The following is a 25,702-nucleotide window of genomic DNA, read 5'->3' as shown; positions in this document are numbered from 1 at the left end:
TCCCTCATGCCGCCCGCATAGCGCGGAGGCGTTTTAATCTTTGCGCCATGCAAAAGTAAGTGGTTCATTGACCAGCCACAGATGACGCATGTTAGCTACATTGACCACGTCCTTTTGTGCCGGGTAAATTTCGACAGCATCGCGATCCTCATATCCGACTGCGTTCTTTATCTCCTGCAAAGCATCCCAGCTAATCCCATCTTTCCAGCGTCCTGAATTAGCCATGCTGGTAGTATTTACCGACAGGCGAATAACGCCGTTTTCCTCCTGAAACTCCTGTACGAGAAAGTAAGAGTTAACCCATACATTGCTGCGTTTCGGGTCATGGCATCGTACAGGCCAGCTTTCCTTCGGTACTTGTTTGAGTATTCCGATCACGTCTCATGCTCCTTAACTTTTCGATGTGTTCTGCTGTTTCGATTTCTTCGGTGATCCGCTCGGCTTGTGCTTTGGTCAGCGGTTCAAATTCATGTTGAAAGCGGCCCATGCTGGCTATGCAGGTGCGTCCGTTGTGGATGTAGTGGATTACTTCGTGGGTAGCGCGGAGGATTTTGCAGGGTGCTCCATGGGGATCGGCGTACCAGGTATTAGGCTGGATTATCCTGAACATTGGCTGAGTCCTGCATCATGAGGAAGCACTCCATTGCACAGCGCAGTGGATTTTTACCATTACTGTGATGTGCTGGGTCGCTGGCAAACATCCAGTCACCCTCGTACAAAGTAAACTCATTGAAAGCAACCCACTCACCCGCAGCCGAATCTGGGATAATTGCTATCCTGTTTTCTGTGATAATCGGCCACGCGTCTGCCGGGTTGTTGCAGTAGTCGAAAGTCTTAGTCGCGTAGCCAGTATCTTCATTCCACTCCACGCCAACCGATGGCGTTCCGCGCTTGGCTATATCGCATTCATCTGGGTGAAAACCAATGGCGATAGCCACGGCTCGGTTAATTTCAAAGTCACTCAGCTTGCTGTAATCCATCACATCCTCCGATTACGCTTTTCTTCATCTTCCTGACAACTAACGCACTTCTTACAGCCAGGAAACGCATCTCTACGTTCAGGAATTAGCGGATCGCCGCATTCCTCACAGTGCGTTGCTGATACTGCTGAGTGGTTGAGTCTGTGTGCCTGAATAGCGTTTTCGCGCATCATCTATTCGAGAGCGCTGGCCTGATCGATGATTTCTGATGTCATTTGCGACTTCTCCTACGCTTTTTGGCTGCTCGGCGTGCTGCGGCAATGCCCGTTTTCCCGCCACCAACTGGATAACTGGCATCCATGCGTAAAGCAGGTGATATTTCAGCGAAACTCCATGATTTAATTGATGGCATGGAAGCGCCAATCAATGCTATTACGGTTGATAAATGCTTCATCAATGCTCCAGGAACTGTCGGTTAATTCGGTTGAAGGTGAACGCGAGAAAATAAAAAGGCCGCATTAGCGACCTTGTGATTCGTTTGGTTAGCGTCATGATTCGACTCCGTATCGGCCTTGCATGCGACCGATGCTGCTAACGAATGCCACCAGGCTGATACCCAGTGGCGCAATTTTCTGATGGTGCTTTTTGATGATTGGCGGCACTACTGCATTCCATTTCGGCTTAGGCCTGCATTTCATCGTCTGCATAATCTCTGCCACACATTTACGACCTTGTGCGCGGACGGCGTTGTCTTGCTCTGGTGTCATGCGGCCTCCGTCGTCTTTTTGAAGGAGTGAGCAATTCGCGCAGAAGCAATGGTTACGTAATCCGGGTTCAGGTCGATGCCGATGAAGTTAAATCCTTCCTCGATAGCTGCCCGACCAGTGCTCCCGCTCCCCATCCACGGATCAAGCACGGTACCGCCAGGCGGAGTAATCAACCTGCAGAGATAGCTCATTAGAGCGATCGGCTTAACGGTAGGATGATTGTTCTTCGCGCCATTGGTGCGACCAGCACCGGCGCGCGGGTCATTAATGCCGACGCTGCCCTCTTTACGTCCGCCGGTCATGTCGCAGGCTGATGTCGCTATGAATCGCTCTAGGCCTTCGTCTCGCTCCTTCGGTTTGACCTTAGCGCAGTAGAAGAATCGGGCGGCGCTTTTTTCACTTTCCACTCTGGCAGCATGTGCCTTTGGCGCTGCCATATCACCATATCGACCCTGTGATGGTCGTGCGCGTCCGGTTTCCTTTAAATCCCCTTGCTGTCCTTTCGCATCCGGAAATGCCGACACGACTACTTCGCTACCGTCATGAATGATGTTTGCTGGCCAACGTCCCTCTGGTGCCTGTTCGTAATCACTAACCGGCTCGGTTCCGTCACGTTGATGTGAAAGCAGGAATCCAGCGCCACCGCTAAGCGACTCATCAGTTGTTATCCTGCAGGCGTCGATATTGATTGCGCCGGTACCATGCTCGGTCATGTTGGCTGACACCGTCTTTTTGAATGGCTTTCGAGCCATGACGATTGGCTCATGGGCTGGTTTCAATGCGGTACCCCATCCATCAAAATCGCCATCGAGGTTATGCGACTTCGGAAAACCGCTTCCGTAAATCCAGAGAATTTGGTCACGGATTTCGAAACCGGCATCCTCTGCATTAACAACAAGGCGGTGATAAGTGCGTGAACCGCCAAATGCCAGAAGATGACCGCCTGGCTTAAGGACGCGTAGGCATTCCTGCCACTGCTCAACGGTGGGAACGTCGTAATCCCACTTATGGTTCATGAAGCTCAGCCCGTACGGCGGATCCGTCACGATGGCGTCAACGGAGTTATCAGGCAGAGTTTTCAGAACGTCCTCACAACGCCCGACGTGAAGTTGATAGGTCATGCGTCCTCCGGTTTATGCTTATCCCATCCATTCCGCTCAATATTCACAGCCAGCCGCTTATCTCCGACCTCTTCGATACTCCGACCGGTAATCTCTGCGACTTCTACGTTGGTGTAGCGCATGAGCGCTGATAGTTCTTCTATGCTCCAGACTTTCATCAGTCGCTCCTTATTTGTCCGTAACGACCGCGATACGTACGCATACGGTCATCAACGTAATCAGGCTCTACAGGACCAACTACCATCCATCCCGGCCTGAATGACGCTTCTAAGTTGGTGTACCAAACTTCCTTTTCGTGCAATTCCTGAAGCCTGTCTTCCATGGTCGGCTTCTGGAAATTGTCATTAGCGATAGCTGCAAAGCAACGTGCCAGCACCTCTTCTTTAGTGCCGGATCGCTTTGGTGGGCGCAGATATCCCGCCCCATTGAGAGGTGATGGCATGATGCATCCCTTTTATTTTGTTATTGATGGATAACCCATGACTGAAGGTCTTTGTCGAACTTCGCGCCGATATCGGCTGGGTGCTCAGGCGGGAGGATGATTTGCTTTCCTGTAATACGATCAACCCCATGAGATGCAACAAGAGATTCTTTTCCTGTCACCTCATCCTTTTCGATGGTTGTTATAACAATAACCATGGAGGCCACCTTTCCTAAAAAGGGATGTCGTCGTCAAAATCCATAGGCGGTTCGCTGGCTTGCGGCGCAGCTGCGCGTTGTTGTTGCTGTCGCTGCGGCTGTGACGACGATTGCTGGCTCTGCTGCTGTCCATTGCGCGGAGGAAGGTCTATATCTCGCACCAGAATTGTTGGCGTCTGAGCCGCTGATCCATCCTGACGAGTCCACTCTTCAATGACGAACTCTCCTGAAACAGTGACCTTTGCGCCTTTAACTAATGCCGCAGAAAGCTTCTCAGCCATCGCACCAAACATTTTGCAGTTCAGCCATGATGTCTTTTCGTTCTCACCAAATCCTGTCTTTGCCGGGATAGAAAATGATGCAATGTGCTTCCCGTTTGGTGTGACACGGAGTACCGCGTCTTTACCAACGTTTCCGGAAACGATGATGGTGTTAATTGCCATTTATGCCGCCTGTTTGAGTTCTCTGATTCTAATGCCGGTAACGTCTTTGCATTTAGCCTGATGTTCAGGCCATCCGTTAAGGCGTTGCCATGTTGATGCGTACTGTTCCTGCAGTTTTTTGCTATCGTTTTCTGCTCCGGCGTACTGAGTAAATTCAGCCAGAATCTGGTCTGCATCAGCCGGTTTTAAGTGGTGAACTTCTGCATCGGCATCAATCGCAGTTTCTTCGGTAGGGATGCAGAACGCCTGAAAAGCTGCGTATTTGTAGGCGATAGACATAGCCTTGTTGGTAGCCTTGTCTCCGCTGTCCATCGCTTCTCCGTAGGTAGTGACCGTGTGGGTGCTGCCGTCCTCGGTGCTGACGAAATCGAAGTCTCCGCGAACAGTGATATAAAACAGAGCGCCACCGCTTTTACTGGTTCGCTCTACACATGTTCGTTCGGTATATCGAGGTAGAATCAGGAGCTTATTCTTGACCAGCTCAGGAGCCAGTGCGTTGTAGATGTCGTCGATTCCACGAAACGCATAGTTAACCTGGCTGCCTTGTTTTTTCTCCTTCCGGATCCCCTGTTCAGCAAGCGCAGAAGCTACTCCGCTAATTGCTGCGTAAACTTTTTTCTGTTCCATAATTTCCTCAGAATGGAAGTTCGGAAGGGTTAGCCAGGAGCTCGCATTTATTCATGCGCTCACGTTTAGCCATAGACAGGCAAAAGCTTTTCATCGACTTGTTACCTGATTTGCGCCAGTAAAGCGCCTCAGTAACGTGGTACTGGCGTTTAATCCGGCTGAGTTCCGGAGTTCTTGCTAAATCGACAGGAATCATGGTCTCTCCTGAAATTTGGTTGTGCGCTGTCCGTCTGCGATAGCCGGACGAGTATGGGTAGTGAGTGTTAGAGTGGTTATTTGGAGTCTTGCTTTTCGCCGCAGAAAGGGCAGAAATTCATGGAAATTGCGGCTTCACTGCGGGTTAGGTTTTTAGCCATTTCTCCGTTTTTCTTTTTAATGCGATAAGCCAATTTATATTTCATCATCACAACCACTTTCCCAGATAAAAAGTTAAGCCATGAATTCTCCCATCCGGTGTCAAATCCCTTGCTCACCTCAGATCCGTCAGGAACCTTTTCCATTAACCTTTCATGAAGTTTTTCACCAATATCTTTCATGCAATTACACATACCTATCCCTCAGTGACTCAATCCACCACCGAGCCCGCTAAGGTAAACCTCAACGAGCAATTCTTTCGTATAAGTGCGCTCACAGCCGCGGTGAAGGTACAGCTTCCCGCGCTTATGTGCTGATGCTGTCCACGTCGCATCTTTGTGCTTAACCAGCATTCCGGGCTGAACAGCGCCACGGTTAACTTCCTGTGTTCCGTAATGATGTAGGCTCATGATTTACCCTCCACCTGCTGCAATAACCCGGCAATGTGCATCTGCCAGCGGGTCATTGTGATTTTCTCGCGAGGTTTATCGACGGATGAGAGTTGCCACTCGTTGTCGTTGAGTTTTGATGCGTGGTACTGCTTGCCGTTATGGGTGACTGTCATGATTCCTCCCGGGCGCGGAGCATTTCGTCTGCAAACTTATATGCAGCGCTTGCTGCATAATTAACAGCACCATCAGAATCATTATCGATAATCGACGAATTACTAATCATTGCCTGCATCGCTTTCGCAGCGAAGTAGTCACGCAACGTCATGCCGGGTGACGACCATAATTTTTCGTGATTCTCTTCACTTGTCGGGAAGGCTGATTCACATTCTTTGTTGCTCATAATCATCTCCAGAACGTTAAATACTGCTTTCATATCTACCCACACTCATTGAATGCGGAGAGATATGAAAAAGCCGCTGGTCAGGCGGCTATTGAGGTTCGCGCGGCTTGTGGTTGAATCGGTGCCACCCGTCAGTTAATTCAAATGGAGCATAACTTTCCCGGCGTTCAGCGAACCCAAGCTCAACAGACAGAGCGTGCAACTCATGCCGGCGCTTAATCTGTTCCATCGCAATCCAGCCAGCATCGGCATTGCGCTTTTGAGCTTGCTTCGGCGTCAGGTCTAAACTGTTTATTTCACTTAGTTTCTGCTGGCGCTTGATGTCCTGTTTCATATTGCGAAGCACATTTATCATTGAGTCGATGCGCTTGATGTCGTCGATCATCCTCTTACCCTCTTGAGCTAATAAAAAGGCCGCCTAAACGACCTGTTTGATTGAACGAATAGTTGTCCATGACACTGAGTGCTCTGCCGTCAACTTAAAGTAACGCTCGCACTCATGGCATTTGTGCTCTTCCTGATAGGCGTCATATGATTCATCGGTGGATATTTCAGCCTTACACCATGGGCAGCGAGCCTCATCTTCTCGCCAAAAATCCATTTCATCATATTCATGATCAGGAACTATTCTGGCCTCTGCATCTGCGAGTCGCTTACTGTTAATCTGCTCTTGGCAATCATTACAACGCCACCCACCACTGCATCCCCAAACGGCACCGCTGGTATTTTTCGCCGCACTCTCTCTATCGGATCCACAATCAACGCACACATCATGTTTATCGCATCGAACATAGTCCCATTCTTTTGGGGAGCCATTACAATGGCTGCAGCCTTCAACCCAATGCCACACACCATTTATTTCCTTTGAATACCAACTCCTTTCTGGTGGAGTGATTTCAAAATCACAATCTTGGATGCACTTACCACCCTGAACAATCCGCTTTCCGAATTGCTGAACAATTCCACTTCTTATCCGCTCAATACCAGGGAATAGGCGATCATCGTTAATAACCCCGCGAATAATCTCCCCTTCAAACTTGTCGTTCATTGCCTCACCTCTAAATAAGTGGAGTAGATTTACCACGTGACTTCTGCACGGCGTGAATTTTGTTTCCGAACGGGTTAACGTCTTTGTACCAGGTGCGATGATTCTTGCGCACAACAGCTTCAGCGCGCTTTTCCAGCTCTTCCCGATACTCAGCCAGTACCGTTAAATCAATCGGGTTCACAGCGCTTTCTACGCGTGATTTAGGCTTGCGAGTCAGCGAGAGAACAGGGCGGTTATCTGGCTTTGCGCTCACCCCAACTAACAGGGGATTTGCATCTTTCCATTCGGCCTGTTTAGCTGCGCGGCGTTCGCGGCGGCGTGCTTGTGCATCCATTGTGGATCTCCTGTCAGTTAGCTTTGGTGGTGTCGCGCCGGATGCTGATCTTCCGGTTGCTGTCGGTGCAGCTGCAATTCACGACACCCCAAAGCTTTCTGCTTTGAATGCTGCGCTTTTTCAGCGCCAGATTTTTAAGAGCATCACCGTCCTGGTGAGTAGTGCGTCCTGCTGATGGGGTTAATATATGCGTTCTGCGCAAATGCGTCAAGCGCATAATTATAGTAAAAAGGGTGTTGCTGCTTTAAATTAATTTATGCGTATGATTCAAAAGGAATTAAAAAATTTACTGATATTGCTTAAGGCACAAAAAAACCCGCCGGAGCGGGTTATTTGTATGAGATTTTGTGTTAACCGTGTCTGCGGAACTGCTGTGACTGGCTTAGCATTACTCTACCAGATACGTGAAGCATCGCAGCCTCTTCAGGGCTTATGCTCCACTCTCTATACTTTGGGTTGTCCGAGATTACGAACAGATCATTTTTAACTTTTTGAAGACGTTTGACGAAAGTGTCACCATTGAAATCGAAAACGTAAATACCATCGCCATCGAAGTAATTGACTCTGATATCCACAAAAATCAAATCGCCAGGCTCAATGGTTCCCTGCATACTATCGCCGCGCACGTTGATAAGCTTCACTGATTTTTGAGGGATGCTACCAAATATAGATTTTGCCTGGTCAACGTCATACTCAATTGATCGGACAACCTCCACAATGTCTTTTGATGGCGAGCCATTGCCTGCGCTGGCGGAAACGTTAAGAACATCAACCCTATACACATCCTTTTCCTCTCGACTGTTTAGGGAATCTACACTGTATGAATCTACAGTATTTTCCTCGTCATCGGAAGAGAATAGTACAGCTACAGGAACATCGAGAGCTTTCGCTATTTTTCTTAGAAGCTGATCACTATACCCTTGAATGCCACGCTCAAGGCGTGAAAGGTTACCGACGTCGCTATCTACAAGAAGCGCCATCTCATTCAATGTGTATTTATTTTTCTTCCTAAGAAGTCGTATCTTTTCACCTACTTTCATATCTTCATTAGAAAACATTTATGCGTCCTTCGCAAAGCGCCTTGCGCAAAATTTGCAGATGGATTAATATGCGTCTAACGCATTATGGAGGTGCAATATGTGTACACCACTTAGAAAAATGCGCGTAGAGAAAGGTCTGACAATTTCTGAGGTTTCCAAAATGACAGAAATTGACGTTGGCAACCTGAGCCGAATTGAACGCGGTATGCAGGTTACATCTCTGGAGACAGCTGAAAAGTTATCCAAGTTCTTCGAAGGGAAGATCTCAGAGATGCAGATTCTCTACCCGCATCGGTATATGGCAGCCTAATTAACACCGCTCTTATCACATCTCAGCCCTGAAAAAGGGCGATTCAAAACAACAAGTCTTTATGGCTATGCGTGTCCGCGCATGGCCTTTAACCATTTTTTACACCAAAGGAATTATCACAGATGGAAAACTCAATTAACCGCAACAAGGTCAATGCCCGTCGCATTGAGTCCTGGTTGCTCAACCGTATCGCCATGAAAGGTGGAAGCAACGTAGCTAAAGAGATCGGCGTCGATAAAGCGCAGATAACCCGCTGGAAAGAAAGCTGGCTGCCGAAGATGGCAATGCTGCTTGCAGTTCTGGAGTGGGGTGTCGTTGATGACGATATGGCGCGGCTGGCAAGAGAAGTTGCTGCAGTGCTTACAAAGAAAAATCGCCCGGCGGCAACCGAGCGATCTGACCAAATCACGATGGATTTTTAACAACTATTTGCGGGGTTAATTATGCCTCTAAATGAAGGTTTTGTAAAAGAATGCCAGCATGAATTTATTAGAGATGAGGTGCATAGGCTTCAGCATAAATACAGCATGCCCATAGAAATCAGCGGAGACATCCCTGAAACGATAAACTCTAAGGGTTGGGTTTACATCCTTTCCAACCCTTGCATGCCTGGTTTGTTGAAAGTTGGAATGACAACAAACTCTCCTTATATGAGAGCTAAAGAACTTTCCTCTTCTACTGGAGTTCCAGAAAAATTTGTCGTCGAGGGTGCTTACTTTTCTGATGATCCGCGTGGTAACGAATCCGCAATACATTCCGCATTGAATGCGCACCGGATAAATGAGTCCAGGGAATTCTTTAAATGTTCTCTGGCTGAGGCACATGAAGCATGCCGCTCTTACTGTCTATGCGACGCCAAATCAACCCTGGAAGAACTTGCTGATGAGTACGCAGTTATTTGTGCCGATCAGCCAATCAAATTAAATCTCCATGAGTGGTTCGAAGAGTTTGGTGTATCCGCTATCGGATGCAAGACAAACGCACTCAGAGCCATCTTCGAGCTTGGATGCGATCGACTGGAAGACATGTCCAGGGATGGAATTTCGATAATCATCGAAAATGGAGGAATCCGCGGCGTCATGTCTGAATCGCATCAGAGCCTACTGGCATATCTCGAAGAAATTAATGAGAGAGAAAAATTAACGGGCATTTATGGCCCACGATTACCTGGAGGCTTTTAATGGCTCGTTCACGAAATATCAAACCAGGCTTTTTCACAAATGATGAACTTGCCGAATGTTCTCCATATGCCCGCCTCCTTTTTGCCGGTCTGTGGACGATTGCTGACAAAGAAGGGCGACTGGATGATCGCCCTAAAAAGGTTAAAGCAATGGTACTGCCTTTCGATGATGTGGACTGCAATGATCTGCTTCAGCAGCTTCACAGCCACAAATTCATTAACCGCTATCAGGTAAATGGCGACTCATACATCCAAATAAATAACTGGAAGAAGCACCAGAACCCACACTGCAAAGAAGCTGCTAGTGAGATACCAGAACCAGTAGAGAACAATGACAGCACCGGACAAGAACAGTGCAAAGACGATAAAGAGGAAGATAAGAAGGATGCAGAATCACCTCAAGTCATTGAAAATAATAAAGCACCAGAGAAGCACCATGCAAGCACAGTACAAGAACCAGTAGAGAACAATTTAAATCCTGCTGATTCCCTTAACCTGATTCCTGATTCCCTCATCCCTCATACTGATTCCCTAATTAACACCCAAGCCGCTGAAGCGACTTGCGAAGGGTCTGAGGCTGATGTCCATAAAATTTCAAGTCGCTATGCATTCGAAGGAAATATCGTTCGGTTAAACCACAAGGACTACGAAGCCTGGAAACGCCTGTATCCGAACATTGACCTGAAGTACGAACTGGAAAAGCTGGATATCGAATTTAGCCATGAGAAGCCAAAGAACTGGTTTATCACTGCAAGCCAGAAACTTAGCTACCAGAACAAGCAGGCGCTATCAAGACCGGTACGCAAAGTTGCTAATGGCCTTCAGTCAGAGGGTTTTGCTTCGAAGGACTATGGAAAAACTGAAATCCCATACTGGGCTCAGGAGTGATCATGACACTGGACGAAAAGATTTTATCTCTGGAAAAGATGCTTTCAGAGTTATCACAGCCGCCGTTAGAAATCCCAAACAGCATTGTTGAATTTGATGATGCCAACTGCGAAAGACACGGACCATTCCAGCAGCGCCGACGCGTATCGACTACGCATATCAAAATACCAACCGTGCCGTCTCGTTGCCCGGGCTGCATTAGGGATGAGTTAATCGAGCTACAGGCTGAGAAAATCCGTATCGATGAGGATTCTCGTAAGCGAAACGTTGAGCGGCTTCTGGATAGCCTGGATATTCCAAATCGCTTTCTGTCCTGCACTTTGCAGAACTACGAACCGGTAAACGATGACGCTAAACGAGCCTTGAAGGTCTGCCAGGCATACGCCAACCGATGGCCTGAGCGTTTGCAGAAGGGGGGCGGGCTGGTTATGTGCGGGAAGCCCGGAACCGGTAAGAACCACCTTGCACTGGCTATAGCGCGGCATGCAATCACCGAGCATCAAAGCTCAGCCGTATTCACCACTGCTCTGAAAATTGCTCGTGAGTACAAATCAACCTGGTCGAAGGGCTCAACGCGAACTGAGGACGATGTGATCCGCTACTTCACCAAACCAGACCTGCTGATCATCGATGAGGTCGGCGTCCAGTTCGGTAGCGATGCTGAGAAGTTGATCATGTTCGAAATCATCAACACCCGCTACGAGCGCATGAAGCCAACCATCCTGATTAGCAACCAGACCAAAGAGGAACTGGCGGCTTTCATCGGTGAGCGCGTCATAGATCGCATGAGCGACGGTGGCGGTTGCACTCTGTCATTCACCTGGGATTCATACCGCTCTAAGGGGGCCGCATGATGGACAGCTTAAAGCAACGCATTCTCGACTACGTATCAGCTAACCAGCCAGCCAAGGTTGATCTGATTTACAAAGAGCTTGGTATCTGCCGCAACCGGTATTACGAAGAGGCCAAACAACTCCGCTTCATGGGCAAACTGCGCAGCGTGCCGGGTATCGGTGTATTCACCAGCGAAGATGCTTATCAGCACTGGCTGAAAAGTGGTGGCTACGAAGAAATCAGGCGTCGTGCTGTCGAGGCCAATCTGAGTAGCCAGGAAGCGAAGGGTACTAAGAAGCCATCAGGCAAAGACGATGTGAAAATGTTCGCGCCGTACAACCCGGCAAAGAACGGAGTTGTCGCTGAGTTCATGCAAAGCGATGCACACAAGAGGCTGATGATGGTTTACGGGAGAGCTTGAGAATGTAGGAATTACGCAACACACGAGAAATCATTGAGCAAGAGTACGGAGAATTTCCTGAAACCATCCTCCACGCCGAACTATGCCGGGCATGTGCTCGCGTAGACGGTCGCAGCATCAAGCAATCGCTCAAGGCCTTTGCTCTGGCACGTATCGAAAAGGTTGAGAGCAAACCACTTAAAGGCGCACTGGAGCAGATGGCATCCAGCATGTTTCCAGAGACAGAAATAGCCCGTATACGCTCCTGCGTAGGTCGCATGGAGTCGGCACTGGTTAAGACATTCGGAGTGAAGCGAGCATGAACATCATCAAATTAAGCCAGCAGTGCACGATAGAGAAGCAAGGCAAGTATGGATGGGAGCCAGAAACTGTTTATGAGCCCATTTACATTTTTGTAGAGCACATCGAAAGCCTTACTCCAGCAGGAATAACTTACGTGAAAATGCGATCTGGTGAGCGAATTCAGGTGAAGGAGAATCCGGAGGAAATCATAGCGTTGATTAATGGAGAATCCGGTGACGCCTTGAAGACATGGGAAAAGTTAGGGAAAGCATGACATGACTGAACCTTACATAGCAGAGCTATCTGCAAGCGTGGCCGTGATAGTCGGCCTTTTTTATGCAATACGCAAAAACATCGATTAACAGGCTAGCAATGCGGGCCTTTTTTATGAGGGTAGGATTATGACTTTATACGAAATGGAAGGTTTTCTCCGTGGCAAATGTCTGCCAGGCGACCTGAAAGTTAACGAGAGCAATGCGCAGTATTTGGTGCGTAAATTCTCTGAGCTGCAATCACAAAACGCGGAACTGTCAGTGCAGCTCGCTAACGCCGAGAGCAAGTGCAGGGCGCTGGCTGCGGAGAATGCTTACCTGCTACCGAAAGCGGCGAGCGAACTGTCGAATGCCTGGGTGCTGCATAAATACCTCATTGGCATTCAGTCGGCGATTATGTATCTGGACGGTGGCAACAAGAAGGCTGCTCAGGAATGGCTATACGGAACTATCTCTGGTCCGGGATTTGAGTTCCCTGACGAGGTAGAGGTTGGCGACGACATCGACGCATGGGCTACTCATCAGATGCGCGACAGCATTAGCTATCCCCGTGCAGTGGAAATCATCAAAGCTGAAACCCCAGCTACCGACGCCTTCCTGGCTGAAGTGCGGGCGCAGGGTGTGGAGATGTTTGCCAAGAATGCGGAGGGTGCTGAACAAGGAAACGGACTGATGAAAGCAATCGCACGACGCGCCACTAAGTTCGCCGCCCAGATTCGCAAAGGAGCCGCGCTATGAGTATCACAGTCGAAAAAATGAATGTACTGGCATTCACTGTCACCGGCGCTGAACGTATCGACCCGATTCGCGTGATGATTGAAAACTATGAACCAGGAAAAGGTCGCATCACTATTACCTGCTATGGAACAGCGTGGACGGGGGCATGGTTTTCAATGGGAGGCGATTCAGTACAGGAATTCATTAAGCGAGTAAGCAATGAGTACCTGATCGGATGCTTCGACCCGCAACTGCAAAGCACCGTTGATGACGACAATGATGCGAACCTTATTTTTGTGAAGTCTGAAATCATCAAACTTCGCCGGCAATTGGAGATTAGCCACGAAGAAGCAAGGGTTATGTGGGATGAGGCAGAAGGTGCCGATGACGTGAAGGCGAGCTGCTGCGATTACCTTGTCGGTGACAAGTTGCTTAACCTGCTGGGTGATGACCCATGGTATGCGAAATGGCCGACTGTGCCAAACCACAAATATCAATACCTCGATCGCATCGTTAGCGCTGTACGTGATGGACTTAACCAGCTGGAGGCAGCCCAATGACAGCACTCAACAAGCAGGCGTTGCGGAGTAAGGCGCGGTCAGCAAGCGCAGGCGAATGGATTAAAGAGTCTGGTGATGGTTGGGAGGCTATTTGCAGTTCTGACGACCAGGCTAACGCCGGATTTATCATCGCGCACTTTGAAGGTCCAGACGCGAAGGAAAACAGAGAGTTTGTGCAGGTGGCAAATCCTGCCACCGTGCTGGAGCTGCTGGATGATCTGGAGAAAGAAAAAGGTTACGCCAGCACATACGAGGCTGAAAAGTGGCATTACCACGGATTAGCTGAATCGGAAGGCGAGCGTGCAGACAGAGCAGAGAAAGCACTGGAGGCCGCAGAGAAGCGCATAGATGAACTTTCTGCGAGCCACAGCAAACTGCGTGACACGATAGCCGCCATCCACAACACAATTCGAATGGACGGCGGATATACGCCACTGGCAGCAATACTTAACGCTGCTAAACGCGCATATGAAGAATCAGCAAGCACCGCTGGCATTGGCGTGAAGGGGGAGTGAGCATGGAGCGTGAATATTTCATTCTAAGCACAGTACACACCCAGCGCGGTGACCCGTATATCACGCTGTGGGCAGCAGACGATAGCGGATACCGGTGCCGTTGCCACACGGCAGGTCGTTACGCTGAAAGTCATGTGCTATCTAACCTCGGATACTACAACAATGGCGTACAGACGATGGCGGTTCCGTGTGATGTCGCAGAGCCATTATCTCACTCTGTCGCTAAAGGATTCTTTGACGATAACGATGGTAGATGGCTTCGCAATAACGCAGAGACCTGGAAAGAACTTATGAAGCATGCCATTGCTGTTCCGAAGCATACTCCAGCACCACAATATCGCGGAGCACCGCGTAATCTTGAGGACTAACCCATGACAACTAACAACCACCCGGCGCACGGTCATGTATCACTCGATCGCCTGCACCAGATACGCGAAATACTCAGCAAAGCAGCAGCACAAAGCGACGGCGGTAATCTCGGCTACGCAATGGCTGATGCTGTGAAGGTGATTGATGGGGTGATTTCGGCTGAACCCGTTGGCGAAGTATCAGAGCAATGCGACGGTCTTGTAATGGATGGAACTGTAGAGCTTGGGGGAGCATCAACTCACCGAATTATCAAGGGGGCAAGCAAGATGAAACGGCTTCCTATTGGTACAAAGTTTTACACCGCCCCGCCAGCGCCGGTAGTACCGCTGCCGGATGTGGTCAGCGTGTTGCTTAATCACCTTGAAGATGTGTTGCCGGATGATGCTTTTAACTTAATCGACGTGAAGGCGTGGAATGCCGTATCAATGCTGACATGCCCTGACTCCTGCCGCGCAGCCATGCTTCAGGCTGGCAACTCTCCTGTAACTCCGGGTGGTTGGATTCCGGTAAGCGAGCGGATGCCGGAAGACAGTAGTGATGTGCTTTGCACTGCTGAATTTGATGGTCCCGGCGACTGGAGAAAAAAGGTTGGCTACTGGCACGAAGGGAAGTGGGTTGTTTATGGTGCATCATGGACTCCAACCCACTGGATGCCGCTACCAAATCCGCCTAAGGAGGAGAATTGATGCCGAGGGCTAGTACGATAGGCGAAATCTTCAGGTCTGACATGGAGCAGTCTGGGGCACTCAGAAAGCGATACTGGCAATCATCATCTCTTCCGTTTAGGGAAAGGCGTAAGCACAGACCGCAACCTTGCCATTTCAGACGAGATAGGGTGCTTCAAAAAATTATGCGCAGAGAAATGGAAGCCATGGCAAATCGCCTAAGTCAAATCGATGCGTCAAAGATTATGGAGGAGGTGAAGTGATGGATAAGTGCCAAGGTATTTTCGGAAAGATATTTGGTCATTCATTCCGCGTGGCGATCACAAAAGGCGCTCCGTCTATGAATCTCAAGTCGGCAGAAGCAGATGTTTCGTCAATTTTGCAAATGATGGAAGCATCTAGACCAGAAACCTATCACGGAATTTACTGCAAGCGCTGCGGGAAGGTTATCAATGCCTAAATCCCCCGCAGAACGCAAAGCCGCGCAGGAGGTAATGAGTGCAAGAGTTTATCCTGCACGAAACAAATAAAGCTCAACTCTGGTCACTTCTCAAAGAAATCCTCTCTACCGGCAAACGCTGGCGCATAAAAATATCTGAGTATCGCGAACGTCGTTCACTATCACAAAATAGCCTCCTCTGGAAATGGAACTCTGAAATAGCAGAGCAACTAACTGCTGTCGGCTCAGAGCGCTTTTCCGATGAGGAGGTTCACGAGTGGCTCAAGGATATGTATTGCCCAGCTAAGCCGGTAACCATTTCAGGAATGACCAGGTACGTTAAATCAACCCGGAGACTGGATATCGGAGAGATGCACAAATACCTAACCGACATTGACCAGTGGGCTAACCAGAAGGGATTGCGACTGACCATCCCTGAAAGTTGCGAGTACCGGGAATTACAACGGAGGCAGAACGAGTGAAGCTAAAAAGCACAACTCAAATTGCACTGGATAATCTGATATTCACTCCCACCAAACGAAGTCGAAACAAACCCAAGCCGATCCCCACGGCATCCGAAGTAAAAAGCTACGACCCGACCTATCCACTTATAGCCAAGCGCTGGTTACGCGTTAAGGCGAGGAGGAGAACTGCGTGAATGTTTATGAAAAAATAGACGGTTCAAACTGGCGAAACATATGGGTAGCTGGCGATCTGCATGGTTGCTACACCAATCTGATGAACCGGCTTGATGAGCTGAAATTCGACACGGCGAAAGACCTGCTGATCTCCGTTGGTGACCTGGTCGACCGCGGAGCTGAAAACGTCGAATGCCTTGAGTTGATCATGATGCCATGGTTCCGCGCTGTACGTGGCAATCACGAGCAGATGATGATCGACGGCCTGTCTGAGTTTGGCAACGTCAATCACTGGCTGATGAATGGTGGTGGTTGGTTCTTCAACCTTGACTATGACAAGGAGGTGCTGGCGAAAGCTCTGGTACATAAAGCCGCAGAGTTGCCACTCGTAATCGAACTGATTACCGGTGATAAGAAGGTGGTTGTCTGCCATGCAGACTATCCTTCCGGAGTTTATGAGTTCGGCAAGGATATTGATGCTCATCAGGTAATCTGGAACAGGGAGCGGATCTCCAGTTCTCAGGATGGGAATCACCACGAAATAACCGGCGCCGATCTGTTTATCTTCGGTCACACTCCAGCCCGCCAGCCACTGAAATACGCCAACCAGATGTACATCGACACTGGCGCAGTGTTCTGCGGAAACCTAACGCTGGTACAGGTTCAGGGAGAAGAAAATGGCTAAGCAACCGAGGCGACGGTGCAAAAACGAAGAGTGCCGTGAGTGGTTCCATCCAGCATTTGCCAATCAGTGGTGGTGCTGCGCAGATTGTGGAACGAAGATAGCGCTCGAACGACGAAGCAAAGAGCGTGAAAAAGCAGAGAAAACCGCAGACAAGAAACGACGACGAGAGGAACAACAGCAGAAAGACAAACTCAAGATTCGAAAGCTCGCCTTAAAGCCCCGCAGTTACTGGATTAAACAAGCCCAACAAGCAGTAAACGCCTTCATCAGAGAAAGAGACCGCGACTTACCCTGTATCTCGTGCGGAACGTTCACGTCTGCTCAGTGGGATGCCGGTCACTACCGGACGACTGCTGCGGCACCTCAACTCCGATTTGATGAACGCAATATCCATAAACAATGTGTCGTGTGCAATCAGCACAAGAGCGGGAACCTCGTTCCTTATCGCGTGACGCTCATCGACCGTATAGGGCAGGCGGATGTAGATGAAATCGAGTCTGACCATCATCGCCATCGCTGGACTGTAGAAGAGTGCAAGGCGATCAAGTCTGAATATCAGCATAAGCTGAAAGACCTGCAGAGAGTAAGAGGTGAAGCGGCATGAAGCAGGAAATCATCGAAGCGCTCCGCATCAGGTGGGTTCGACTTCAGCTATTACCGCGCGGCAGAACCTTTCCAGACAACTACATCATTCTTCGTCAATTTTACCGGTTATACAGGAGGCCAGAATGGCAGTAAGAGAGCTGAATTTAACCAAGGATCAGCATGACTGGCTTAATGGGCATCTTGAGTTGTGGGGGGCATGGGTATATTCGGGCCGACTGGAAAAGCGAATGAGTAGCGTAATAGCTCAATTCATGGAAAGAGTCGAACCTTCCCGGGTAATGACCAGGCCAATGTGCAATGACGATGACGGAATGTTGATTTCTCAGGTCGTAGATTCCGTTATGCGCATCGACACAAAGGCCTTTGGCATTCTGCTTAGCTACTACTCTCACGGGTCGTCCAAGAGAGCCATTGCATCTTACTATCACGCTACCGCAAAGCCTCGCAAAATGGCTGGAAGAAGTGGTGAAGGGTGGCGTCGTCCATCTCTGTCAACTTGCAGAAATGAGATTGATGAAATTCTCCGTGCATCGCTCTTTGTTCTGTATCAGCCAATGCAAGATGCTTTTAAAAACCGCAAACGTGTAGATAAAGTTAAACATATTGCATTTAAAAGCCTTGACATTGCATTATCCATTTAGCCATAATTAGTAGGTAAGCTGCCGTTAGTGACTCTTAAGTTGCTACGGTGGCTTTTTTGCTATGGCTAGACCGGCCAGTCGAAAAGCAGTATCGTCACTGCCTGCCATAGCGAACAGTGACGAACAACTAGACGAGGTTGTTATGATGCAAGAAATTAGGCCGAAAGAAGTGCTTGAATGGCTTGATAACTGCTCTCAAGCAGAAAGAGATGATTTTTTTTCAAGAGAGATGAGCGGGAGTTTCTCTCCTAGCCTAGAAAGGATAGCGGCGATGAACAGAGCTCGCATGGGGTCCGCTCAAGCCCAGAGTAATGGTGATCGCCCATTCAATCAACCGGGATGGACTGAGCAATCTCAGCAGAGAAAAATATTTTAATGGAAGGTCGCTAATGCGGCCTTTTTTATTGCACCAAATCCCTACCAGGACCATAAGAGCGAAAGCTCAACGCACCACCCTCATATTGCCAGCCATCGTGCTGGCTTTTTCTATTTCAGGCCCCGGGAATCATCATCGACATGCTTCGTTGTTAAATCCAGCCCGAGGGCCTTACCCTTTCATCACATACAGCGCCATCCGTACTATCGGAGGTGAGGCCTATGAAAATGCCATACAAACAAGATTTCATCGCTGCGCTACTTGCCGCCAAGGAGCAGGGTATTGGTGCAATGCTGGCTTTCATCATGGCTTACCTGCGCGGTCGCTATAACGGCGGCGCGGTAACAAAAACGCTAATTGATGCGCTGATGTGCGCGATGATTGCTTGGTTCGTTCGTGACCTTCTGGACTTTATCGGCCTGAACAGCAACCTCGCCTACATAGCCAGCGTCTTTATTGGGTACATCGGCACCGATTCGATCGGCAATATGATTAAAAAATTCGCAGCCAAAAAGGCGGGAGTTGACGATGCAAACCAGCCATGAAGGCATTGCACTGATTAAAGGTTTTGAAGGTTGTCGCCTGACCGCATACCCCGATCCCGGCACTGGTGGTGCGCCGTGGACAATTGGCTATGGCTGGACTCACCCGATAGATGGCAAGCCAGTAAAGCCCGGAATGACCATCGACCAGGAAACGGCTGACAGGTTGCTCAAAACGGGGCTGGTGAGCTATGAAAACGATGTGCTGAAGTTGGTCAGAGTGAAGCTGACAAAGGGCCAGTTTGATGCGCTGGTCTCGTTCGCTTACAACGTCGGATCGCGGGCGCTTTCGACATCAACGCTACTGAAAAAGCTTAATGCAGGCGATATCAAAGGTGCTGCCGATGAGTTTCTTCGCTGGAATAAAGCTGGCGGTAAAGTTTTGAATGGGTTGACCCGTCGGCGTGAGGCGGAGCGTGCTCTGTTCCTGTCGTGATTGGCGCATTGGTAAGGCGTTACTGGTTGCAGTTGCTGGTGATAGCGTTAATCGGCGTGCTGGCATTCTCCGTGAACCGCTATCGCGACAACGCCATCACCTACAAAGACCAGCGCGACAAAGCCGCCAAGAATCTCAGCCTGGCTAACGCCACCATCAAAGATATGCAGGTACGCCAGCGAGATGTTGCTGCTCTGGATGCCAAATACACGAAGGAACTTGCAGATGCGAAAAAGCAGCTTGATGATTTGCAGCGTTGCGTTCGTGATGGCAAGTGTGGGTTGCGCATCAACGCAAAATGTCCCGCGAACGGAGCGACCAGCACCGGCAGCATGGGCGATGCTTCCGGCCCCCGACTTACAGACTCCGCTCAACGGGATTATTTCACCCTCAGAGAGCGAATTGTCACAGTGACGAAGCAGGTCGAATATCTGCAGGAATACATCAACACGCAGTGCCTGAAATAACATCCTCGCAATAGCGGGGCTTTTTTATGCCAGAAGTAAAGCACCCCGCGCATTCTCCGCGCACAAAAACCAAGAGCTTTTCGGGATATGAGACAGAGACAGGACGGTGGCTTACATCGTGCCGCTCTTGGGCTGTCCATGTCTGCGAGAACTGGCTCATATCACCAAAAAGGTAAATACGATGTCTAATATCATCCCGATTTATTTCGAAGGCCATCCAATGCGTTTTTCTGACGATGGTTGGTTTGATGCAACAACTGCCGCCGATAAATTCGATAAGCGCCAAATGATTTCCTGCGACTACCGGAGACTGACTCGTACATTCAGGCTCTTGAGCGTAGATACGGGAAAATCCCGTATGTAAAAACCAGTCGCGCTCGCAAAGACCGTGGCGGCGGAACATGGCTTCACCCTAAACTAGCTGTCAGGTTCGCACGGTGGCTTTCTGTAGATTTCGAGATCTGGTGTGATGAGCAAATTGACGCAATCATTCAGGGATCCGTTCATCACATCGACGATGAAAGAATCAAGGCCATTTTCTTGCTGGACAAATCTCAGCCATGGGAGAAGAGGTTTAGCGATCCTTTTTATTCAGCGATGTTTAAAATGTCAGGGCTTCCTCGTCATCGACCAGGCCGGCGTCCCGCACTTTTTGGGATGATCAGTGCTAAATGGGTATATGGCCCAGTCTTGCCACCAGAAGTATATGCAGAGGTTAAAAAGCGCCTAGCTGCGGGAGATAAAATCCATCAGCACCTTAAACCTGATGCTCTGACATTGGTTGAGCGACAGATCATTGCTGTTACCAGCATTGCCAATGGATGCTCAGACTATCGTGATTTCGAAGCTCGCTGTATGTCTGCATTCCCTGTAAAGGGTCAGATGAAATTGCTGTACGCAGCGGCGTGAGGTGAGAATGAACCCATATTCACCAGAAAAATTTCCTATTACCAGGCAGGTCTGTGAGGAATTTGTCATCATGCAAACTGCTAAACACCGACAACCAATCTATCGGTCTGCATTTGGCGACATTCTGATAGATGCTGACTGTTTGGCCTCGATGTTCACTTCATATTTTATGGCTGATGACATGGATGCTGCCGCAGTGGAGATGAAGTTCTTTCAAATGCTCGACATTTACAACCTGGATCGCCTGGAGTATTTCGCATCCATCGGTAAGTATGAAGGACTCAAACCATCAGGCGTAGCAGTCATCGAGGACATCCTTGATTACTACGCCCAGAAAGTTGCTGATGGGGAATTACCCGCACACTGAGAGCCACTTTCACAACGGCTCTTCATTACAAAGCTCTTCACTGAGGGGCTTCGATAATGCTTACCAGACAAGAAGTAGAGACTTGGTCAACCTGAAAGGAAGGTGGTCATTATCTTAATGGCTGTGATTACAGCAAGTGGCGGAGCAACTCTGAGAAGCGTGGCAATGCTGCGAATATAAAGTTCTGCAAATGACGCCAGTAAAGTGCCATTGACAGAGTTTTATATAAGTTTTAATTGGCTGTTGTCTCGCCAATCCCCGCGATGTATTCAATAAAACCAGTGGATAATTCCAAATGGCAAAGCTCACAGACAAACAAGAGCTGTTTTCCTGAGGATTCGAAATGGAGCTAACAGATACACAAAAAGCTCTTTTCGATGCCATGACAAAATTACAGCAGAATTTTGCGTTAGGCATTGTGAAGGGGCTTAACCAAATTGATGCTTACCGCGCAGCAGGTGGGAAGGCCAAAACAGAAGAAAGCGCCCACGCGTCTGCAAGTGAAATCTTAAGTAATCCTAAGGTCAACGCATTTCTGGATGCAATCAGCGAGGCGGCGATAAGTGATGCTGTAATGACGCGCAAAGAAGCGCTGGAGCGACTTACGTCTCTTGGGCGAGCTAATCTATCAGACCTAGTGGAGTTTTCTGAGCAGGCTGTTGGCGAGGATGAAGAAGGAAATCCAGTTATCCAGGCAACGTGGAAATTTAAGGATTCTGCACTGCAAAGCCCAGTGTCGCTATCTGCAATCCAGGAGTTAACGGTGGGGAAGCGCGGAATATCGATAAAACTTCACGATCCAAAAGCAGCCATCAGGCAGCTATCTGATCTGGAAGGTTGGGATGCTCCGAAGAAAACAGAGTTGGCCGCTACTCTCTCCATGAATAAACCCCTCAGTGAGCTATTCGAAGATGACGACGCTTAATCCCGTATTCAAACCATTCATCAGGCCGCATCGATACAAAGTGGCAAAGGTGGGCGCGGGTCAGGGAAAAGTTGGACAATTGCACGATTACTCGTAGAGATATCTCGCCGGGGGTGCTATCGCTTTCTCTGCGCCCGCGAACTTCAGAACAGTATCAGCGACTCAGTAATCCGCCTTCTTGACGACACGATAAATCGCGAGGGCTATCAGGCAGAGTTTGAGGTGCAGAGAACAAGTATTCGCCACCTGATTACCGGCAGCGAGTTCATGTTTTACGGCATCAAGAACAACCCGACCAAAATTAAGTCGCTTGAGGGTATCGACATTTGCTGGATGGAAGAGGCCGAAGCAGTATCGAAGGACTCATGGGACATCCTGATCCCCACTATTCGTAAGCCAGGATCTGAAATCTGGGTCAGCTACAACCCGAAGAATATTCTCGACGATACGCACCAGCGTTTCGTTATTTCTCCCCCTGATGACATTTGCTTGCTGACGGTCAACTACACCGACAACCCACATTTCCCTGACGTTCTGCGTCTGGAGATGGAAGAGTGCAAGCGTAAAGACTACGACCTTTACCTGCATATCTGGGAAGGTGAGCCGGTTGCCGACAGCGATATGGCAATCATCAAGCCATCCTGGATTGCAGCTGCGGTAGATGCTCACCTGAAAATCGGCTTTGCTGCATCCGGGCGTAAGCGTGTCGGATTCGACGTGGCAGACGAGGGTGAGGACAGCAACGCCACCACTCTGGCTCACGGCTCAGTTGTGACAGACTGCAACCAATGGAACAAAGGTGACGTAATTACCTCCGCTGACCGAGTGAAGAACTACGCGGAAGAGGTCAGGGCAAGCGAGATAGTTTACGACTCCATTGGTGTCGGTGCTGGCGTTAAAGCGCACCTAAAGCGAGTGTGTCGCATTCCAACCACCGGTTTCAATGCTGGCGAATCCGTGTTTAAGCCTGAGGCGAAATATGCAGACGGCAAGACCAACAAAGACATGTTCTCCAACATCAAGGCGCAAGCATGGTGGGGAGTGCGTGACCGCTTCTACAATACCTGGCGCGTGATTAAGCACCTGGAAGCCAACCCCAACGATACCGAGTTTGTGAAGCAATTCACTGACGACCAGCTAATCAGCCTGTCATCCGGTATCAAGCAACTCGAATACCTCAAAGCTGAATTGTCCCGCCCGTGGGTGGATTACGACAACAACGGGCGGGTGAAGGTTGAGAGCAAGAAAGACATGAAGAAGCGCGGCATACCATCACCAAACATGGCTGACTCGCTAATCATGGCGTTCGCTCCGATTCACAAGCCATTCCATATCCCTGACGAGATACTTCAATGACAAGACGTAAAGCCGCGCAGGCAGCTCGCCGGGAGCCAGCAAAGATTACTCAGATGCACCTGGACTCTGCGGCGGTTGCTAATGACGCTGCGCCAATGGCTGAGTTTAAAACCTACGAGCCACTGCCGGGAGTTATCCCGAAAGACAAAGAGAAAGCCACATTCGCAATGGATGCGACGCCTTACGAGGCGATTAACGCCATGTATGCTGGCACTGAGTATTCAGGTTTCCGTGGTTATCCTGCGCTGGCTGCTATGTCTCAGCAAGTCGAATACTCGAACATGCACAACGTGTTCGCTGATGAGATGACCCGCAACTGGATTGAGGTTAAGAGCCGCAAGGAAGGCGACCACGACCCAGCCATTGATGAAATGGAAAGGGCGCTGGAGAAGTACGACGTTAAGCGCCTGATGCACGAAGCTGTGCGGCAGGACTCGATGTTTGGCGTGGCTCACATCTTTATCGACGTTGGCGCTATCGGCGAAGAGCTGAGTAAGCCACTTTTCTTCGACTCCCGCAAGATTCCAAAGGGTTCCCTAAAAGCATTTCGTGTTGTCGATCCAACATGGGTCTATCCGGCTCTGTATAACACTAGATGGCCTTTGCAGAAAGGTTTCTACAAGCCGCAAGCATGGTTCGTTATGGGCGATACGGTAGATGAGTCTCGCTTCATGGATATCGTGAGTCGACCGGTTCCTGACATTCTCAAGCCGTCGTATAACTTCGGCGGCCTGTCACTCACGCAGCTGATGGAGGACTACGTTACAGACTGGCGCGATGCCAAGAAGAACGTGATTAAGATTCTCCGCACTCTTCGTATGCGAGCACTGAAGACTGACATGGATGCCAGATTGCAGGAGCCTGGGCAGTTCGATAAGCGCATCAAGCTATTCACGCAGTACCAGGATAACTTCGGCATATGGGCGCTGGACACGCAAGAGGATTTGCTGCACATGCAGACATCCCTTAGCGACCTGTCCAACCTGTTATCGAACTATCAGGACCAGTTGTGCATGCCCGCTCGCATCACCAACCTGAAGCTGCTGGGTAACGCGCCCGCCGGTCTGAATGCTTCCGGCGATTCCGAGCTTGCAACCTGGCACGAAACGGTGTCCGGTTATCAGGATGGCGAAATGCGCCGACCGCTGGAGAACATCTTCAAACTGATTCAGCTCTCTGAGTTCGGCGCTATCAACGACGACATCTATTTCGAGTTCAAGCCTCTGGATGAAATCAGCGAGAAAGAGCGTGCTGAAATTGCCAAGCTGCGCGTTGAAACGGTAGCGGTGGCGGCAGACAGCCAACTCGTCAGTTCTGAAGAAGCGCGCGAAGCACTGAAAGGCATTGAAAACGCCAGTTTCGAAACTCTGGATGGTGACTATGAGCCGGAAGAAAACGAAGGCCTTGAGAGCGGTGAACTATAACGCCGGAAACATCGTGTGGTATCGGCGGGAATTGCTCGCAGAGATACGCGAGATGAATGCCGACGTGAAACGTCAGGTGCTCGATATAATCCGCGATAATCCGCTGGCTCAGGACTCGAAACTGGCAATGGACGCCAACCCGGTGCAACTGGTTAAACGTGCTCTCGACGCGCTGGCCCGCAAATGGGTAGACCGCTTCATCAACAAGGCATTACCGATATCTGATGACCTGGTGAAGAAAACAGAGTCAGCGGTTAATCGGGGGTTGCTTGCGTCAGCCCGTAAAGAATCGCTCACCATCAATATGCAATGGACTCCGGCGATGACCGAGAAGGTCGACGCCATCATTGCAGAGAACGTGTCGCTGATTCGCTCCATCCCTGAGAAATACTTCACCGAGGTTGAGGGTATGGTGTACCGGGCCGTTGCTCGTGGCGGTGACCGCAAGGGGCTTGCCGACGAGATTGAGGCAGCTTTCGGTAAACGTCACGGCATAACCAGACGCAGGGCTGAGTTCATTGCTCGAGACCAGACACGCAAGGCAACCAGTGCCATGTCAGCAGCACGCCAGCAAGCAGCCGGAATCACCGAGGGTGAGTGGGTGCATAGCGGCGGCGGACACAAGCCGAGGCAGAGCCACGTTAAAGCTGGTAAGGAGCGCAAGCGATTCAAGCTGTCAGAGGGTTGCCTGATTGATGGCGAGTACATCATGCCAGGTCAATTACCAAACTGCGGATGCACGTGGAAGCCGGTGATGCCATTCTGATTTAACCAACAACACAAGGTCACTTCG

At 49.6% G+C, this 25,702-nt stretch carries 48 protein-coding genes and 1 pseudogene; 29 read left to right on the top strand and 20 right to left on the bottom strand.

The features are described from left to right. Nucleotides 1-33 precede the first annotated feature (33 nt). The 20 genes from HV243_RS14455 to HV243_RS14365 all read right to left on the bottom strand — a co-directional run bounded on the left by HV243_RS14455 (nt 34) and on the right by HV243_RS14365 (nt 8,103). The gene (locus HV243_RS14455) at nt 34-378 is read right to left on the bottom strand and encodes a hypothetical protein (protein WP_046275550.1); all 345 of its coding nucleotides are present in this window, start codon (nt 376-378) and stop codon (nt 34-36) included. Further along, the gene (locus HV243_RS14450; protein WP_046275551.1) at nt 323-610 is read right to left on the bottom strand and encodes a DUF4222 domain-containing protein; all 288 of its coding nucleotides are present in this window, start codon (nt 608-610) and stop codon (nt 323-325) included. Before HV243_RS14450 ends, HV243_RS14455 begins: the two co-directional genes overlap by 56 nt. Continuing rightward, nucleotides 588-980 carry a phage protein NinX family protein gene (locus HV243_RS14445; RefSeq protein WP_046275552.1) on the bottom strand — a complete coding sequence of 131 codons (393 nt, stop codon included), beginning with the start codon at nt 978-980 and terminating at the stop codon, nt 588-590. Before HV243_RS14445 ends, HV243_RS14450 begins: the two co-directional genes overlap by 23 nt. Beyond that, a complete protein-coding gene (locus HV243_RS14440; RefSeq protein WP_249415219.1) occupies nt 980-1,153 on the bottom strand; it encodes a TraR/DksA C4-type zinc finger protein in 174 nt (57 codons plus the stop codon). The genes HV243_RS14445 and HV243_RS14440 overlap by 1 nt, the downstream gene beginning before the upstream one ends. A 315-nt stretch (nt 1,154-1,468) precedes the next feature. Continuing rightward, nucleotides 1,469-1,687 carry a hypothetical protein gene (locus HV243_RS14435; RefSeq protein ID WP_046275554.1) on the bottom strand — a complete coding sequence of 73 codons (219 nt, stop codon included), beginning with the start codon at nt 1,685-1,687 and terminating at the stop codon, nt 1,469-1,471. Continuing rightward, entirely contained in the window at nt 1,684-2,808 is a 1,125-nt protein-coding gene (locus HV243_RS14430) for a site-specific DNA-methyltransferase (protein WP_053389162.1), read from the bottom strand. Before HV243_RS14430 ends, HV243_RS14435 begins: the two co-directional genes overlap by 4 nt. Further along, nucleotides 2,805-2,966, bottom strand: a complete 162-nt coding sequence (locus HV243_RS14425; RefSeq protein ID WP_181603839.1) for a hypothetical protein — start codon at nt 2,964-2,966, stop codon at nt 2,805-2,807. The genes HV243_RS14430 and HV243_RS14425 overlap by 4 nt, the downstream gene beginning before the upstream one ends. Beyond that, the gene (locus HV243_RS14420; protein ID WP_181603838.1) at nt 2,966-3,250 is read right to left on the bottom strand and encodes a hypothetical protein; all 285 of its coding nucleotides are present in this window, start codon (nt 3,248-3,250) and stop codon (nt 2,966-2,968) included. Before HV243_RS14420 ends, HV243_RS14425 begins: the two co-directional genes overlap by 1 nt. 20 nt (nt 3,251-3,270) lie before the next feature. Continuing rightward, a complete protein-coding gene (locus HV243_RS14415) occupies nt 3,271-3,447 on the bottom strand; it encodes a hypothetical protein (RefSeq protein WP_179154266.1) in 177 nt (58 codons plus the stop codon). Nucleotides 3,448-3,461: 14 nt separating this feature from the next. Continuing rightward, nucleotides 3,462-3,890: a single-stranded DNA-binding protein gene (gene ssb, locus HV243_RS14410; RefSeq protein ID WP_181603837.1), complete on the bottom strand. Its 429-nt coding sequence runs from the start codon at nt 3,888-3,890 to the stop codon at nt 3,462-3,464. Further along, a complete protein-coding gene (locus HV243_RS14405; protein WP_179154264.1) occupies nt 3,891-4,517 on the bottom strand; it encodes an ERF family protein in 627 nt (208 codons plus the stop codon). Between the two features lie 7 nt (nt 4,518-4,524). Then, nucleotides 4,525-4,713 carry a hypothetical protein gene (locus HV243_RS14400; RefSeq protein ID WP_179154263.1) on the bottom strand — a complete coding sequence of 63 codons (189 nt, stop codon included), beginning with the start codon at nt 4,711-4,713 and terminating at the stop codon, nt 4,525-4,527. Between the two features lie 76 nt (nt 4,714-4,789). Further along, nucleotides 4,790-5,053: a hypothetical protein gene (locus HV243_RS14395; protein ID WP_249415218.1), complete on the bottom strand. Its 264-nt coding sequence runs from the start codon at nt 5,051-5,053 to the stop codon at nt 4,790-4,792. 21 nt (nt 5,054-5,074) lie between these two features. Further along, complete coding sequence (locus HV243_RS25590) at nt 5,075-5,281, bottom strand: phage encoded cell division inhibitor protein (RefSeq protein WP_047500189.1); 207 nt, start codon at nt 5,279-5,281, stop codon at nt 5,075-5,077. Continuing rightward, nucleotides 5,278-5,436: a hypothetical protein gene (locus HV243_RS14390; RefSeq protein WP_181603836.1), complete on the bottom strand. Its 159-nt coding sequence runs from the start codon at nt 5,434-5,436 to the stop codon at nt 5,278-5,280. Before HV243_RS14390 ends, HV243_RS25590 begins: the two co-directional genes overlap by 4 nt. After that, nucleotides 5,433-5,663, bottom strand: coding sequence for a hypothetical protein (locus tag HV243_RS14385; RefSeq protein WP_146037511.1), 231 nt, complete (start codon nt 5,661-5,663; stop codon nt 5,433-5,435). The genes HV243_RS14390 and HV243_RS14385 overlap by 4 nt, the downstream gene beginning before the upstream one ends. Before the next feature lie 88 nt (nt 5,664-5,751). Beyond that, nucleotides 5,752-6,048 (bottom strand): regulator, encoded by a 297-nt coding sequence (locus HV243_RS14380; protein ID WP_181603835.1) that lies wholly within the window; start codon nt 6,046-6,048, stop codon nt 5,752-5,754. A gap of 33 nt (nt 6,049-6,081) precedes the next feature. After that, the gene (locus HV243_RS14375; protein WP_149330410.1) at nt 6,082-6,711 is read right to left on the bottom strand and encodes a hypothetical protein; all 630 of its coding nucleotides are present in this window, start codon (nt 6,709-6,711) and stop codon (nt 6,082-6,084) included. A gap of 10 nt (nt 6,712-6,721) precedes the next feature. Next, nucleotides 6,722-7,045: an antitermination protein N gene (locus HV243_RS14370; protein WP_181603834.1), complete on the bottom strand. Its 324-nt coding sequence runs from the start codon at nt 7,043-7,045 to the stop codon at nt 6,722-6,724. Nucleotides 7,046-7,395: 350 nt separating this feature from the next. Continuing rightward, nucleotides 7,396-8,103: a helix-turn-helix transcriptional regulator gene (locus tag HV243_RS14365; protein ID WP_249415217.1), complete on the bottom strand. Its 708-nt coding sequence runs from the start codon at nt 8,101-8,103 to the stop codon at nt 7,396-7,398. Nucleotides 8,104-8,245: 142 nt separating this feature from the next. Here HV243_RS14365 and HV243_RS14360 point away from each other — a divergent pair, with 142 nt between their 5' ends. The 29 genes and pseudogenes from HV243_RS14360 (at nt 8,246) to HV243_RS14220 (ending at nt 25,675) form a co-directional block, all read left to right on the top strand. Then, nucleotides 8,246-8,395, top strand: a complete 150-nt coding sequence (locus HV243_RS14360; protein WP_346342833.1) for an XRE family transcriptional regulator — start codon at nt 8,246-8,248, stop codon at nt 8,393-8,395. 122 nt (nt 8,396-8,517) lie between these two features. Continuing rightward, on the top strand, nt 8,518-8,817 hold the full coding sequence (locus HV243_RS14355; protein WP_003833662.1) for a CII family transcriptional regulator: 300 nt from the start codon (nt 8,518-8,520) through the stop codon (nt 8,815-8,817). Nucleotides 8,818-8,838: 21 nt separating this feature from the next. Next, the gene (locus HV243_RS14350) at nt 8,839-9,576 is read left to right on the top strand and encodes a GIY-YIG nuclease family protein (protein WP_181603833.1); all 738 of its coding nucleotides are present in this window, start codon (nt 8,839-8,841) and stop codon (nt 9,574-9,576) included. Then, nucleotides 9,576-10,463, top strand: coding sequence for a hypothetical protein (locus HV243_RS14345; RefSeq protein WP_181603832.1), 888 nt, complete (start codon nt 9,576-9,578; stop codon nt 10,461-10,463). Before HV243_RS14350 ends, HV243_RS14345 begins: the two co-directional genes overlap by 1 nt. Nucleotides 10,464-10,465: 2 nt before the next feature. Then, nucleotides 10,466-11,317, top strand: a complete 852-nt coding sequence (locus tag HV243_RS14340; protein ID WP_181603831.1) for an ATP-binding protein — start codon at nt 10,466-10,468, stop codon at nt 11,315-11,317. Then, nucleotides 11,314-11,718 carry a hypothetical protein gene (locus HV243_RS14335; protein ID WP_181603830.1) on the top strand — a complete coding sequence of 135 codons (405 nt, stop codon included), beginning with the start codon at nt 11,314-11,316 and terminating at the stop codon, nt 11,716-11,718. The genes HV243_RS14340 and HV243_RS14335 overlap by 4 nt, the downstream gene beginning before the upstream one ends. 298 nt (nt 11,719-12,016) lie before the next feature. Beyond that, nucleotides 12,017-12,274, top strand: a complete 258-nt coding sequence (locus HV243_RS14330) for a hypothetical protein (RefSeq protein ID WP_181603829.1) — start codon at nt 12,017-12,019, stop codon at nt 12,272-12,274. A gap of 127 nt (nt 12,275-12,401) precedes the next feature. Beyond that, the gene (locus HV243_RS14325; protein WP_181604084.1) at nt 12,402-13,010 is read left to right on the top strand and encodes a hypothetical protein; all 609 of its coding nucleotides are present in this window, start codon (nt 12,402-12,404) and stop codon (nt 13,008-13,010) included. Further along, nucleotides 13,007-13,549: a hypothetical protein gene (locus HV243_RS14320; protein WP_181603828.1), complete on the top strand. Its 543-nt coding sequence runs from the start codon at nt 13,007-13,009 to the stop codon at nt 13,547-13,549. Before HV243_RS14325 ends, HV243_RS14320 begins: the two co-directional genes overlap by 4 nt. After that, nucleotides 13,546-14,064, top strand: a complete 519-nt coding sequence (locus HV243_RS14315; RefSeq protein ID WP_072161041.1) for an ead/Ea22-like family protein — start codon at nt 13,546-13,548, stop codon at nt 14,062-14,064. Before HV243_RS14320 ends, HV243_RS14315 begins: the two co-directional genes overlap by 4 nt. A gap of 2 nt (nt 14,065-14,066) precedes the next feature. After that, nucleotides 14,067-14,432, top strand: coding sequence for a hypothetical protein (locus tag HV243_RS14310; protein ID WP_053389143.1), 366 nt, complete (start codon nt 14,067-14,069; stop codon nt 14,430-14,432). Nucleotides 14,433-14,435: 3 nt separating this feature from the next. Next, nucleotides 14,436-15,119, top strand: a complete 684-nt coding sequence (locus tag HV243_RS14305; protein ID WP_249415216.1) for a DUF551 domain-containing protein — start codon at nt 14,436-14,438, stop codon at nt 15,117-15,119. Beyond that, nucleotides 15,119-15,361, top strand: a complete 243-nt coding sequence (locus HV243_RS25720) for a hypothetical protein (protein WP_346342832.1) — start codon at nt 15,119-15,121, stop codon at nt 15,359-15,361. The genes HV243_RS14305 and HV243_RS25720 overlap by 1 nt, the downstream gene beginning before the upstream one ends. After that, a complete protein-coding gene (locus HV243_RS14300; RefSeq protein ID WP_181603827.1) occupies nt 15,361-15,558 on the top strand; it encodes a hypothetical protein in 198 nt (65 codons plus the stop codon). The genes HV243_RS25720 and HV243_RS14300 overlap by 1 nt, the downstream gene beginning before the upstream one ends. Before the next feature lie 38 nt (nt 15,559-15,596). Further along, nucleotides 15,597-16,019, top strand: coding sequence for a hypothetical protein (locus HV243_RS14295; RefSeq protein ID WP_149330423.1), 423 nt, complete (start codon nt 15,597-15,599; stop codon nt 16,017-16,019). Continuing rightward, nucleotides 16,016-16,195, top strand: a complete 180-nt coding sequence (locus HV243_RS14290) for a NinE family protein (RefSeq protein WP_149330424.1) — start codon at nt 16,016-16,018, stop codon at nt 16,193-16,195. The genes HV243_RS14295 and HV243_RS14290 overlap by 4 nt, the downstream gene beginning before the upstream one ends. Then, nucleotides 16,192-16,860: a metallophosphoesterase gene (locus HV243_RS14285; protein ID WP_181603826.1), complete on the top strand. Its 669-nt coding sequence runs from the start codon at nt 16,192-16,194 to the stop codon at nt 16,858-16,860. Before HV243_RS14290 ends, HV243_RS14285 begins: the two co-directional genes overlap by 4 nt. Next, nucleotides 16,853-17,464, top strand: a complete 612-nt coding sequence (locus tag HV243_RS14280; protein ID WP_181603825.1) for a recombination protein NinG — start codon at nt 16,853-16,855, stop codon at nt 17,462-17,464. Before HV243_RS14285 ends, HV243_RS14280 begins: the two co-directional genes overlap by 8 nt. A gap of 124 nt (nt 17,465-17,588) precedes the next feature. Continuing rightward, a complete protein-coding gene (locus HV243_RS14270; RefSeq protein ID WP_181603823.1) occupies nt 17,589-18,107 on the top strand; it encodes an antiterminator Q family protein in 519 nt (172 codons plus the stop codon). Between the two features lie 142 nt (nt 18,108-18,249). Further along, complete coding sequence (locus HV243_RS14265) at nt 18,250-18,483, top strand: hypothetical protein (protein WP_181603822.1); 234 nt, start codon at nt 18,250-18,252, stop codon at nt 18,481-18,483. A 221-nt stretch (nt 18,484-18,704) separates the two neighbouring features. Then, nucleotides 18,705-19,028 (top strand): phage holin, lambda family, encoded by a 324-nt coding sequence (locus tag HV243_RS14260; protein ID WP_161623307.1) that lies wholly within the window; start codon nt 18,705-18,707, stop codon nt 19,026-19,028. Then, the gene (locus HV243_RS14255; protein ID WP_179154245.1) at nt 19,012-19,461 is read left to right on the top strand and encodes a lysozyme; all 450 of its coding nucleotides are present in this window, start codon (nt 19,012-19,014) and stop codon (nt 19,459-19,461) included. Before HV243_RS14260 ends, HV243_RS14255 begins: the two co-directional genes overlap by 17 nt. Beyond that, nucleotides 19,458-19,928 carry a lysis protein gene (locus HV243_RS14250; RefSeq protein WP_181603821.1) on the top strand — a complete coding sequence of 157 codons (471 nt, stop codon included), beginning with the start codon at nt 19,458-19,460 and terminating at the stop codon, nt 19,926-19,928. The genes HV243_RS14255 and HV243_RS14250 overlap by 4 nt, the downstream gene beginning before the upstream one ends. A 181-nt stretch (nt 19,929-20,109) precedes the next feature. Next, nucleotides 20,110-20,837 (top strand): annotated as a pseudogene (locus HV243_RS25715) (KilA-N domain-containing protein). A 70-nt stretch (nt 20,838-20,907) separates the two neighbouring features. Then, a complete protein-coding gene (locus tag HV243_RS14240; protein WP_181603820.1) occupies nt 20,908-21,204 on the top strand; it encodes a hypothetical protein in 297 nt (98 codons plus the stop codon). A 343-nt stretch (nt 21,205-21,547) separates the two neighbouring features. Next, a complete protein-coding gene (locus HV243_RS14235; RefSeq protein ID WP_149330429.1) occupies nt 21,548-22,129 on the top strand; it encodes a terminase small subunit in 582 nt (193 codons plus the stop codon). A 6-nt stretch (nt 22,130-22,135) separates the two neighbouring features. Further along, nucleotides 22,136-23,485, top strand: coding sequence for a PBSX family phage terminase large subunit (locus HV243_RS14230; RefSeq protein WP_346342848.1), 1,350 nt, complete (start codon nt 22,136-22,138; stop codon nt 23,483-23,485). Then, nucleotides 23,482-24,909 (top strand): DUF1073 domain-containing protein, encoded by a 1,428-nt coding sequence (locus tag HV243_RS14225; RefSeq protein ID WP_181603819.1) that lies wholly within the window; start codon nt 23,482-23,484, stop codon nt 24,907-24,909. Before HV243_RS14230 ends, HV243_RS14225 begins: the two co-directional genes overlap by 4 nt. Further along, nucleotides 24,866-25,675, top strand: a complete 810-nt coding sequence (locus HV243_RS14220) for a phage minor head protein (protein ID WP_249415213.1) — start codon at nt 24,866-24,868, stop codon at nt 25,673-25,675. The genes HV243_RS14225 and HV243_RS14220 overlap by 44 nt, the downstream gene beginning before the upstream one ends. Nucleotides 25,676-25,702 lie beyond the last annotated feature (27 nt).

Origin of the sequence: Citrobacter sp. RHBSTW-00599 (assembly GCF_013784065.1) — a bacterium.
Classification (GTDB): Bacteria; Pseudomonadota; Gammaproteobacteria; order Enterobacterales; family Enterobacteriaceae; genus Citrobacter; species Citrobacter braakii.
This window is presented reverse-complemented; position numbering and strand designations above follow the sequence as displayed.